Source organism: Novosphingobium lindaniclasticum LE124 (assembly GCF_000445125.1).
Taxonomy (GTDB): Bacteria; Pseudomonadota; Alphaproteobacteria; order Sphingomonadales; family Sphingomonadaceae; genus Novosphingobium; species Novosphingobium lindaniclasticum.
Genome location: NZ_ATHL01000051.1, coordinates 1 through 11,779 on the forward strand (window position 1 = coordinate 1; position 11,779 = coordinate 11,779).

11 protein-coding genes are annotated in these 11,779 nt (G+C 66.0%); 2 read left to right on the top strand and 9 right to left on the bottom strand.

Translation table 11 applies throughout. The features are described 5' to 3' along the window. Window positions 1-516: 516 nt before the first annotated feature. The 9 genes from L284_RS31480 to otsB form a co-directional block, all read right to left on the bottom strand. Window positions 517-1,071: a septal ring lytic transglycosylase RlpA family protein gene (locus tag L284_RS31480; protein WP_021233317.1), complete on the bottom strand. Its 555-nt coding sequence runs from the start codon at window positions 1,069-1,071 to the stop codon at window positions 517-519. 129 nt (window positions 1,072-1,200) lie between these two features. Next, the gene (locus L284_RS31485) at window positions 1,201-2,421 is read right to left on the bottom strand and encodes an argininosuccinate synthase (protein ID WP_021233318.1); all 1,221 of its coding nucleotides are present in this window, start codon (window positions 2,419-2,421) and stop codon (window positions 1,201-1,203) included. An 88-nt stretch (window positions 2,422-2,509) separates the two neighbouring features. Beyond that, window positions 2,510-3,754: a class I SAM-dependent methyltransferase gene (locus tag L284_RS31490; protein ID WP_021233319.1), complete on the bottom strand. Its 1,245-nt coding sequence runs from the start codon at window positions 3,752-3,754 to the stop codon at window positions 2,510-2,512. A gap of 104 nt (window positions 3,755-3,858) precedes the next feature. Beyond that, window positions 3,859-4,617 (bottom strand): SDR family oxidoreductase, encoded by a 759-nt coding sequence (locus tag L284_RS31495; RefSeq protein WP_031341748.1) that lies wholly within the window; start codon window positions 4,615-4,617, stop codon window positions 3,859-3,861. A gap of 379 nt (window positions 4,618-4,996) precedes the next feature. Beyond that, entirely contained in the window at window positions 4,997-5,329 is a 333-nt protein-coding gene (locus L284_RS31500; protein WP_031341749.1) for a glycine zipper 2TM domain-containing protein, read from the bottom strand. 238 nt (window positions 5,330-5,567) lie between these two features. Then, a complete protein-coding gene (locus L284_RS31505) occupies window positions 5,568-5,825 on the bottom strand; it encodes a hypothetical protein (protein WP_021233322.1) in 258 nt (85 codons plus the stop codon). Between the two features lie 235 nt (window positions 5,826-6,060). Next, complete coding sequence (gene otsA, locus L284_RS31510) at window positions 6,061-7,479, bottom strand: alpha,alpha-trehalose-phosphate synthase (UDP-forming) (RefSeq protein WP_031341750.1); 1,419 nt, start codon at window positions 7,477-7,479, stop codon at window positions 6,061-6,063. Window positions 7,480-7,694: 215 nt separating this feature from the next. Further along, window positions 7,695-9,509, bottom strand: a complete 1,815-nt coding sequence (locus L284_RS31515; protein ID WP_021233324.1) for a glycoside hydrolase family 15 protein — start codon at window positions 9,507-9,509, stop codon at window positions 7,695-7,697. After that, a complete protein-coding gene (gene otsB, locus L284_RS31520) occupies window positions 9,506-10,324 on the bottom strand; it encodes a trehalose-phosphatase (RefSeq protein ID WP_021233325.1) in 819 nt (272 codons plus the stop codon). The genes L284_RS31515 and otsB overlap by 4 nt, the downstream gene beginning before the upstream one ends. Before the next feature lie 275 nt (window positions 10,325-10,599). On the opposite strand from otsB, the gene L284_RS31525 reads away from it, so the two are divergent. Next, entirely contained in the window at window positions 10,600-11,352 is a 753-nt protein-coding gene (locus L284_RS31525) for an HAD-IIB family hydrolase (protein ID WP_021233326.1), read from the top strand. A gap of 19 nt (window positions 11,353-11,371) precedes the next feature. Beyond that, a partial coding sequence (locus L284_RS31530; RefSeq protein WP_021233327.1) for a hypothetical protein occupies window positions 11,372-11,779 on the top strand: 408 nt, incomplete at its 3' end.

Here is an 11,779-nt window from a genome sequence, read left to right on the forward strand (position 1 = left end):
GGGGGGAGCGGCGGCGGGCTCGGTGCTGCCTCCGGCGCGCGCGGACTATGCCGAGCGGGCGGGGGCCTTGATGCAGGACGAGGCGGAGCGGGCGTGGTGCGAGGCGGTGGAGGAAGGCGCGGCGGGGCTGGAGGAAGAGCCGGTGCCTTACGTCACGTTCTGGCGCGGGGCGGCGGCGCGGGACTGGGACGGCTGGCGTCGCCGGGCCGAGCGGGCGGTGGATACGCTGGTGGGCGAGGATGTCGGCCGGGGTGCGGAGGCGGAGGAGCCGCCGATGGAGTTCAAGTCGCTATCGGGACGGGGCGCGGTGGGAGGCGGGGGCGGCTTTTTTCGCTCTGGACCGTGTAAGGCGTGTCAAGCGGTCGGGGGCGATGTCGGCAATCTGCCCGGCAATCTGAAACCCGGCCGGGAACTCGATGCGGGGTGCGATGTTATCGTCCATGAAGGTCGGCGCGGTGCTTCCCCCACCCCCTCCGTTACCGCGTCGACCTCACCTTTTTCAGGATTTTACGCGGATTACTCGTCGCTGGCGCCGTCGTTGAGGACGGCGAGTTCGACTTTGCCGGAGCCCATGCGGGCGATGCCGATTTCCTTGGCGGCGGCCTCGGAGAGGTCGATCACGCGGTTGGAGTGGAACGGGCCGCGATCGTTGACGCGGACCATGACCGAGTCTCCCGTGCGCGGGTTGGTGACTCGCAGCATGGTGCCGAAGGGCAGCGAGGGATGGGCGGCGGTGAGGTCGTCCGGGTTGAAGCGCTCGCCGCTGGCGGTGCGGTTACCGCGCAGTTCGCGGCCGTAGAAGCTGGCGGTGCCGCCCTTGATCTCGGCGTAATTCTGCGCGTCCTGGTCGAGCGACTGGGGCAGGGCGGCGACGGGCGTGGCGGCTGCCGGCGCGGCGATGATTGCTGCGGGTGCCGAGGTGGTTGCCTCTGCGACTGCCTTCGCGGGCGCCAGCTTGGCCTCGGCAATGGCCGAGGATGCAGGCGCTACCAGCATGGCAGCGGTGGCGAGAGCAAAGCCGATGCGCGCAAGTCGCTGGGCTTTATGCGGTTGGTTGTGCTTCCCCGTCATGGCGAGGAGTCCTACAGGCAGTTCGTCGCGAGGGGCACCCACGCAAAAGCGGCCCGTCGCACTTTGGCAACGGGCCGCCCTATGTCGTTAAGACGTTGAAAGGATTCGGATGGCCGAATCCGGTGCCTGTTACTTCGCGTCGCGCTGGGCGAGCAGTCGGAGTCGCAGGGCGTTCAGCTTGATGAAACCGGCGGCGTCCTTCTGGTCGTAGGCGCCGGCATCGTCCTCGAACGTGACGTGGCGTTCGGAGTAGAGCGAGTCCGGCGACTTGCGGCCGACGACCGAGGCGTTGCCCTTGTAGAGCTTGAGGCGGACGGTGCCGTTCACCCTCTGCTGGCTGTGGTCGATGGCGGCCTGGAGCATCTCGCGCTCGGGGGCGAACCAGAAGCCGTTGTAGATGAGCTCCGCGTACTTCGGCATCAGCTCGTCCTTGAGGTGAGCGGCGCCGCGGTCGAGCGTGATCTGCTCGATGCCGCGATGGGCGCGGGCGTAGATTTCGCCGCCGGGCGTCTCGTACATGCCGCGCGACTTCATGCCGACGAAGCGGTTCTCGACCAGGTCGAGGCGGCCGATGCCGTGCTTGCGGCCAAGTTCGTTGAGCGCGGTGAGGAGCGAGGCGGGGCTCATCGCCACGCCGTTGAGGGCGACGCCGTCACCCTTTTCGAAGTCGATCGTGATGTATTCCGGTGCGTCCGGCGCGTCTTCCGGATTGACGGTGCGCGAGTAGACGTAGTCGGGGGTCTCTTCCCACGGATCTTCCAGAACCTTGCCTTCGGACGAGGTGTGGAGGAGGTTCGCGTCGGTAGAGAACGGGCTTTCGCCGCGCTTGTCCTTGGGGACGGGGATCTGGTGCTGCTCGGCCCAGGCGATCAGGGCGGTGCGGCTGGTCAGATCCCATTCACGCCAGGGGGCGATGACCTTGATGCTCGGATCGAGGGCGTAGGCCGAGAGTTCGAAGCGGACCTGGTCGTTGCCCTTGCCGGTGGCGCCGTGCGCCACGGCATCGGCGCCGGTTTCGTGCGCGATCTCGATCAGGCGCTTGGAGATCAGCGGGCGGGCGATCGAGGTGCCGAGTAGATAGTCGCCTTCGTAGCGGGCGTTGGCGCGCATCATCGGAAAAACGAAGTCGCGCACGAATTCCTCGCGCAGGTCGTCGATGTAGATGTTTTCGTCCGGCAGGCCCATCAGCTTGGCCTTGGCGCGCGCGGGTTCGAGTTCCTCGCCCTGGCCGAGGTCGGCCGTGAAGGTCACGACTTCGCAATTGTAGGTGACCTGGAGCCACTTGAGAATGACGCTGGTGTCGAGGCCGCCAGAATAGGCGAGGACGACCTTCTTGATGCTGTCGGACATGGGCGCGGGCTCCGCAGAAAGGGCAGTGGATTCGGGACGCGCGCCTATCAGCACGCGCCCCCTTGCGCAATGAAGGAAAGCGGCAGGCCTATTCGGTCAGCAGCGCCTTTTCCGCAGCGCTCATATAGTCGCGGCTGAGCGGCAGCGCGTGACGGCTTCTGGCGTACTGGATCTGGTAGTTGCACATGCCGCCGCTTTCGAACGCGGCCGTGGCACCGGCGAGGTAGAAGATCCACATGCGATAGAACCGCTCGTCCATGAGATTGACGATGGCTTCCTTGTTGGCCACGCAGCGCTTGTACCATTCCCGCAAGGTGAAGGCATAGTGGAGGCGCAGGTTCTCGACGTCGGTAGCGATCAGGCGGAACTTCTCGCTGGCGGCTACCGTCTCGCTGAGCGCGGGGATGTAGCCGCCGGGGAAGATGTACTTGCGGGTGAAGGCGTCGGTCGAGCCGGGGCCACCCATGCGGCCGATCGTGTGCAGCAGCATGACGCCATCGTCGGTCAGCAGGTTGCCGACGGCCTTGAAGAACTGGCCGAACTGCGCCTGGCCGACATGTTCGAACATGCCGACCGAGACGATCCGGTCGAACTTGGCACCGCGCGCGGCAAGGTCGCGGTAATCGACAAGTTCGAACGTGACTTTGTCCGCCACACCGGCGGCTTCGGCGCGCTCGCGGGCGAGAGCGAGCTGTTCCTCGCTGAGAGTGATGCCCAGAACGGAGGCTCCGGCATGCTTGGCCAGATAGATCGCCATGCCGCCCCAGCCGCAACCGATGTCGAGGACGCGCTGGCCGGGTTCTAGGGCCAGCTTGGCGGCGATATGCGCGAGCTTGGCGGTCTGCGCCTGTTCCAGCGTCATATTGGCCGGATCGGGCCAGTAGGCGCAGGAATACTGCATATGCTCGATATCGAGGAACAGGTTATAGAGTTCGTTGCCGATATCGTAGTGGTGGGCGATGTTCTTCTTGGCGCTGGCGGCCTTGTTGATGCCGTCCACCAACGTGACGACCTTGCCCTTCAGCTTCTTGAAGGCGGTATGTTCGTGTAGTTCGCCGCCCTTGTCCCACTTGGCGTTGGCCCGGATCAGTTCGACCATCTCCATGATGTCGCCCTGTTCGATGACCAACTGGCCATCCATGAACGCTTCCGCCGCGCCGAGGCGCGGGTCGGTAAGGATGCGTCGTTCGCCGGCCTTGTCGGTGAAGCGGATGCGCACTTCGGGGAAGCCGGGGGTGGAAGTGCCGAAGCGCTTGACGCTACCATCGGGGCGGACAACCTCCAGGACGCCCTGACGGACGCCGCGCTGGAGGAAGTGATCAAGAATTCCCATTGCCATCAACCATTTGTGAAGGGCGCCAAGGCCCGGTGCAAGAGGTTTCGCATGCGATCTGCGCAAGCGAGAGCGAGCTGAATTTCACTGACGTGCCGAGAATTTCACTGGCGTGCGAGGAACAGGACATCGCGCGGCTGCGCGAGGAGGTGCTGGCCGGAATCGACGTAGAGGGTTTCTCCGCTTTCCAGCCAGCCTTGCGAGAGGAACAGGGCTGCAGAGGCGACATCTTCCGGCGTCGTCTTGCGGCCCAGCAGGTTCATGCGGTGAGAGACTTCGGTTTCCGCCTCGGTCTGGTCGTGGCTGGCCAGGATCGCTCCGGGCGCGAGACCGTAGATACGGTCCTCCGCGCGGGGACGTGCCATCGACAGCATGGGAATCGTGGCCGCCGCCGCATGCTTGCTCATCGTGTAGGAGAAGAAGTCCGGGTTCGGATTGAGCAGCTTCTGATCGGTGACCTGGATGACGCAGCGCCCTGCCGCTGCTCTGGCGCGGGCCAGGAACGTCTGCGCCAGCCGGGCCGGGGTTCCGGCATTGACGCGCATCGCTTTCTCGAACGTCGATGGACCTAGCGCTCTTGCGGTATCGAGGTCGAACATGCCGGCGCAGTTCACCAGGAGGCGCCAGTCCGGCAGCCGCGCCGCGAGATCCTCCACCATGGCGGGGCCCGCTGCCCAGTCGTCAAGTTCGCAGCCGACGATCTCGGCCGAAGGCAGTCGTTCGGCCAGCGCTTGCGCCTGGTCCCGCGAATGGCCGTAGTGGATGACGACGTGCCAACCGGCCGCACCGAATTCGCGGGCGATGGCCGCACCGATGCGTTTGGCGCCGCCGGTCACCAGCATGGCCGGGCGCGCGTCTACCATGCCGGTGTCACGCCGACTGCTTGACACACTTTACACGGTCCTGGCGAAAAATCTTCGGGGCCTGCGATGCCCGGCCCTATGGCGGAATGAAGGCAATGGGGCGCGGGAGGCAGGCGGACGATCATCGGACCGCTATAGGAGCACAGACCGGCGCTGTAGGAAAGGCTCTAAGCGCCTGTTTGCGAATTCGTTGGAGGCTGCCGAAGCGCTTCGGGCTGCGGCCATGATGCCGCGAGCGCGTGGAGTCTTGGGTCGGTCTTTAACGGCAGCGATAAAGCGAAAGCAGAGAACGACGTCCCCGGTGCCTTCCAAGATTGTTCGGCCGAGGCAAACCGGCGACGCGCCGCCCGGCGGACGGCGCGTCGTGGTTCGCGGCCGATCAGCGGCAGCGCGGGCGCGAGTTGTTGCGGTCGATCTCGCGGCCGAGCAGGGCACCGCCGGCAGCGCCCAGGAGAGTGCCGGTGGCACGGTCGCCGCGGGTGTCGATGGCGCGGCCGGCCAGAGCACCGGCGACGCCGCCGATCAGCAGGCCGGTGGTGCCGTTCGACTTCTTGCAGCGGTAGCGACCGTCGTTACCGCGCCAGTAGCGGATGCCGTTGTCGGTGCGCTTGTAGCGGTGGCCGTGGTTGCGCGCTTCGGCAACTTCGGTGACGGCGAAAGTCGCGGGAATGGTGAGAGCGGCCAAGGCGGCGGCTGCGATGGCTTTGCGCATCTGAAATCCTTCTTTGTTGAAAGTCTTGTACGACCGGGCTTCCGAATTCCAGCGCCCGCCAGAACCTGCGATGAACAATACTGCACGCAGCCCCAGACGCGGCGAAGCGTGGGCGGGGCGCGATGAGAAGAGAGGGTCGATCGGCTGGGAAGCACTGCCTGCATAAAGCCGATGCGGCAGCGTTGTTCCGGCCGGGAAAGCGGCGTCGCGGGATGTGTCCCGGTCTGGGAAAGCCTTATTACGAAACGGCGAAATGCCGGACGATCTGGGTGTCCAGCGGTTCGGCGAAGCGCACGGCCAGGCTACGCGAATCCTTCCTGATCGCGGTGGCCGCGAAAGGCCCCACGGCACCGATCCACAAGGAGAGTTCCCCCTCGATTCCGGCGCCGGGCGCATCCACTTCCACCGCGCAGCCAAGGCGCGCCAGGTCGGAGATGCGTACCGGCGTGGAACCGCCGGGGCTGACGCATTCGCCATAGAGAGGAGTCGTATTCATGATCTTACCAATGCCTGTCTAATCGGACCGGTTCCCCGGTTCCTGTCTGGTCATCCTCCAGCCCGCAGCTTTGCCGCGTGACTTTGCGGAGTCGCCTCCGCTTTTTCCTTCTTTAGTGTGGTTAAAGGTCAGATTGGTGGCAGGCGAGTAACCTTTTGCAAATGACGGGCGTTGTCACGGTGAAGGCTTGCGCCGCCGCGATGGGCGGAGCAGGCGGTTCGTATGGCGCCATGGATCATGCCGCTTCGTTGTGCTCGGTCGTTCCGGTGCGCACGGCGTTCTTGCCGACCAGGGCTTTCACGAAGTCCTCGCGCCAGCGCTGAACGTCGTTCTCGCGTACCGAAGCGAGCAGCTTGGCGTGCCGGTCACGGCGCTCCGCAAGGGGCATGTCGAGCGCCTTGCGGATGGTCTCGGCGACATGCTCGGTGGAATGGGGATTGACCTGAAGCGCGTCCTTGAGCTGATGCGCCGCCCCGGCGAATTGCGAGAGGATCAGCACGCCCGGATTTTCCGGATCCTGCGCCGCGATATATTCCTTCGCCACCAGGTTCATGCCGTCTCGCAAAGGCGTGACGAGGCCGATATCGGCGGCGCGGTAGAACCCGGCAAGCTGGGCACGCGGATAGCCCTGGTTGACATAGCGGATGGGCACGAAGGCGACATCGGCGTGCGCGCCGTTGATGTGGCCGGTCTTGCGTTCCAGATCCTCGCGAATCTGCTGGTAGCTGGCGACGTCGCCGCGTGAGGGCGGGGCGATCTGGAGCAGGACGGCCTTGCCGGCATCCTGGGGATTGTCGGCCAGGAAACGTCCGAAGGCCTCGAAGCGTTCGCCGAGACCCTTGGAATAGTCGAGCCGGTCCACCCCGATCAGGATCTTGCGACCGCGCACGCTGGACTTCAGCCGGTCGTGCGCCTCCCGCGCTTCGGCGCCCTGCGCGGCTTCGGTGAATTCCCGGAAGTCGATGCCGATCGGAAAGGCGCGGGCGATCACCCGGCGGCCCTGGTACTCGATGGAATTGTCGAGATTGACCTTCAGGCCCATCTCTTTCTGCACATAGTGCAGGAAGCTCTCGAGCCATTCGGTGTTCTGGAAGCCGAGCACGTCGTATTCCAGCATGGAGGCCACCAGCCGCTCGTGGAACGGCAGCGACACCAGCAGGCGCGTCGGCGGCCAGGGGGTATGGAGGAACAGCCCCATGCGGTTCTTCACGCCCTTTTCGCGAAGCTGCGAGCCGAGCGGAAGCAAGTGATAGTCGTGGACCCAGACGAGGTCTTCTTCCTCGATCAACGGCAGCACCGAGTCGGCGAAGCGCGCGTTGACCCGCTCGTAGCCCTCACCGAAATTGCGGTCGTATTCGGTCAGATCGATGCGGTAGTGGAACAGCGGCCAGAGCGTGCGGTTGGCGTAGCCGTTGTAGTATTCCTCGATATCCTGCGGTTCGAGGTCGATCGTGGCAGTGGTGATGCCGTCGTTGCGCTGCATGTCGAGGTGGCCGGTGAACTCCTCGGTTTCCTGCCCGGACCAGCCGAACCAGATGCCGCCATGTTCGCGCAGGGCGGAGTTGAGCGCCACGGCGAGCCCCCCTTGCGCCCCGGCGGCGCCTGCCGCCTTGGGGACGGAGACCCGGTTCGAGACGACGATCAATCTACTCATTACAAATCCCCTGCGGCGCGCCCGCTTGCATAAGGGCGGGCACGCATGGCGGGACCGGCGAGAGCCGCTTGGAAAATGCCCGGAAGAAGGCATTTTCTGATCGGCACCGGCCCTGTCCCCCACCGGCCTGGCCACGAGTGTACCCTGATGGGAGGCCGGGTGGGGGAGAGGGCCGGTGCCGCGCAATTCGCGTATCGCGAATTTCAAACGGACATTCAGCGCCAGTCTCGCCAGGACCGGGACAATTGCCCGGCACAATTGATGATACCTACTAGCGAATAGGTCTGCGGAAAGTTCCCCCACAGCTCGCCGGTCTCGAAATCCATATCCTCGGACAAGAGCCCCGACTGCGTGCGGTGATCGAGCATGGCTTCGAAGAGGCGGCGGGCCTCCTCGTCCTCGCCGCTGCGGTGAAGCGCCTCGATCAGCCAGAACGTGCAGATGTTGAAGGCGGTTTCGGGCAGGCCGAAATCGTCCTCGCTATCGTAGCGCAGCATGTGCTCACCCCGGCGCAGTGCCTTCTGTACGGCCTGGAGTGTGGCGCGAGAGCGTGGATCGTCTGCTTCGAGATAGCGCAGCTCGACCATCTGCAGGAGACTGGCATCGAGCTGCGAGCCGCCGAAAGTGGCGGCGTAGTGCCCACCCGCGCCGCCATCGTCGAAGTCAGGCCCGTCCACCTCGTGCCACGCGTGCTCGTCGATGTTCTTGCGCACCGTGGCGGCGCGCTCGCGCCAGATCGCGGCGCGATCTTCCAGCCCCAGGAACTCGGCGGCATTGGCCAGGCGGTCGCAAGCGGCCCAACTCATGACGCTGGAGTAGGTGTGCACCGCCGTGCGGGTGCGCAGTTCCCAAAGGCCGGCGTCGGGCTGGTCGTGGGTTTTCCAGGCCATCTCGCCCACTTGCTCGAGACTGGCGAAATCCTCCTTCGTGGCGATCCGCAGCAGGCGCTGGTCGGAGAAAGCCTGGATGGCAGGCAGCACGATCTGGCCGTAGCAGTCGTTCTGGACCTGATAGTAGGCGGCGTTGCCGATCCGCACCGGACCCATGCCGCGATAACCGGCAAGGTCGGGGACTTCCCACTCGATGATCTCGCGCCCGCCGCTGACGGCGTAGAGCGGCTGGATCGCCCCGCCTTCGGCATCGTCGACGATGTTGCGAAGGTAGGCGAGGTACTTTTCCAGCACGTCGAGTGCGCCGAGGTGGTTGAGCGCCTGCACCGTGTAATAGGCGTCGCGAATCCAGCAGTAGCGATAGTCCCAGTTGCGCTGGCTGCCGGGCGCCTCGGGGATCGAGGTGGTGAGCGCGGCGACGATCGCGCCGGTTTCTTCGTGCTGGCAGAGCTTGAGGGTGATGGCGGCGCGGATCACCGCGTCCTGCCAGTCCAGCGGAGTCGCCAGGCCGCGCACCCACAGGCGCCAGTAGTCCCCGGTATGGCGCAGCATCGATTCCAGCTGATGCTCGATGTCGCCGTCGAACGCCTCGTCCGGGCCGAGGAAGAAGTGCTGGGCACCCTCCAGCCGGTAGTAGCGCTCGTCCAGCACGTAGCCGACCGGAGCATTGGTGGTCAGCCGCAGAGTGTTGCGCTCGACCAGATAGCGGATGTGGTTGGAGCCGCGCGTCGTCGGTGCCAGTTGCGCGCCGTAGCCGCTCATCGGCGTCAGCACCGTGCGGATGCGCGGCGAGCCCGCCACCGGTCGCACGATGCGGGCATAGGCCACCGGCCGGTAAGTCCGGTTCGAGCGCTGGAAGCGGGGGCAGAAATCGATCACTTCCACGGCGCCGCCGCGCTCATCTTCCAGGCGGGTTATCAGGATCGGCGTATTGCGCGAATAGCGCTGCGTCACCGAGACCTGGTTCTCCAGCTCGAAGCGCCAGGTGCCGGCGTCCTGCCCTTCCGGTCCGCGCAAGAGGGCGCAGAACGTAGGATCGCCGTCGACGCGGGGCACGCAGCCCCAAACGAGGGCGCCGCTGGTGTCGATCAGGCCGGAGACCTGACAATTGCCGATGGGCCAGAGTTCGAGCGCGCTCATGCCGGGCTGTTCTCCTTGTGCAAATCCGGGTCGGGAGTGAGGGCGGCCGCGAGCCAGGCGTGGACCTGTGTCACGCCGCCGAGCCGCCACTGCGCCCGCGTCTGGCGCAGCGTGCCGACGAGTATGCCGGCGCCGCCGAGCGCGGTGACGGCCGCGAAGGCGTCCTCGTCGGTCACGTCGTCACCCACGAACAGCGGGCGGGCAGCGGCGAAAGGCGGCATCTGCATGAAACGTTCGACGGCGCTGCCTTTGTCGGAGCCGGGCATCGAGAGTTCGATGACCTGCTTGCCGTGCTTCATCTTCAGCCCGAACGCCTCGCCGGTTTCGCTTGCGCAGGCGAGCAGGGCGGGCAAGGCATCGGGATGGCGGCGATAGTGCACCGCGATGCTGAACGGTTTGGGCTCGACCAGCAGCCCGCCGTGGACTTCGGCGAAAGCGGTGAGGCGCGTGGTCACCGCCTCGGGAAGCGGGGCGGCGAGGGCGTGGACCTCGCGGCTCCCGGCCGGGCGGAACTCGCCGCCGTGGGAGCCGGCCACGGCCACGTCCAGCGGGCCGAGCATGGCTTCGAGCGCGCCGAGCGAGCGGCCGGTGACGACGGCGAAGCGCCCGCCGAGCCGATCGGAAAGGCGGGCTAGCAGCGCTGGCAGGCCGGGCGGAACGACGACGCCGTCGGGGTGGTCGGCGATCTCGACGAGAGTGCCGTCGAAATCGAGGAACAGCGCGTCGGCAGCAGGCGCTAGAGGGGAAGGGGGCGGCAGATCGCGCGGAATCGCGCCATGTTCCGCCAGCGATGGGGCTTCGCGTGGATCGGTCATTGCGTTCAGTCTTGCACCTTCGAAGGAGGATGGCCACCCCTCTTGCGGCGAAACTTGCGCCGGATCGGCCGAATGATGCAGTGCAACGAACGGTCGCCCCGCCGGTTCCGAACCGTAAGTTCGCGCGAGCTCCGTTTCGGAGGCAACTCTTTGCAGTCTGTAGTATTTTTAGCAGGTTTCACGGATTTTGTCATCGTATTGGCGCAGGAACACGATTTCCTTCCAAGGCCGATGATGGCAGGGCCGTCCCACATGCAAATGCGAAAAGGCAGGAAATGAAGCAGATCGTAGCCTTCGACCTCGATGGAACCCTGGCGCTGAGCAAGCAGCCGCTGACCGATGAGATGGCGCAGCTCATGGCCGACCTCCTGCAAGTGGCGCAAGTGGCCGTGATCTCCGGCGGCGATTGGCCGCAGTTCGACAAGCAGGTGGCCAGCCGCCTGCCGGCTGGCGCCGACCGTTCCCGGCTCTGGCTGATGCCCACAAGTGGCGCCAAGCTCTACGTCCACAAGAACGAGGCCTGGACCCCGGTCTATGCCGAACTGTTCACGGACGAGCAGAAGCGCGAGATCCTGGAAGCCTTCGATGCCTCGCTGGCCGCCACCGGCTTCACTCCGGAAGAGACCTGGGGCGAGCGGATCGAGGATCGCGGCAGCCAGATCACCTTCTCCGCGCTCGGCCAGCAGGCTCCGCTCGAGGCCAAGGAAGTCTGGGATCCGGACTTCGCCAAGCGCAAGGTGATCCAGGCCGATCTGGTGAAGCGCCTGCCCGGCGTCTCGGTGAACCTGGGCGGCGCAACCTCGGTGGACGTCACCCAGCCGGGCGTCGACAAAGCCTGGGGCCTCAAGCGTCTTGCCGAGCACAGCGGCGTGGCCGAGGCGGACATGCTGTTCATCGGCGACGCCATCTTCCCCGGCGGCAACGACTATCCGGCCAAGGCCATGGGTCTCGACACGATCTGCGTGCGCGATCCCGCCGATACCGCGAACGTCATTGCGGCCATCGTCGCCTGCCAGAAAGCGGGCTGATCGCGCGGGCGCGGCGCCGGTGCCCGCGTTCTATCTCACGCTCATCACGGTCCTGCTCGCCGGTTTCGGCGCGCGGGACCAGATGACGATCGCCGGTCTTTCGGCAAGACAGGGGCAGCGGCCCGGCGTGCTGCTGGTCGCGCTCCTGAGCGCTGTCTCGACCGCCGCTCTCGCCGCCTGGCTGGCGGGGCTTATGCTGGGTCAGCTGCCACCGCCGGCGCGCGCGATCTTCGCAGCCATCGCGCTGGGGCTGGCCGGCCTCGAATCCCTGATCGTGGTGCCGCGCCGCCGTCCTGCCGAGCCGACCAATTCGCTGGGCGCGCTGCTGCTGGTGCTGCTGGCGAGCCAGATCACCGATGCGGCGCGGTTCCTGATCTTCGGCATGGGCGTGGGCATGGCGGCGCCGCTCGCGGCCGGCGCGGCGGGG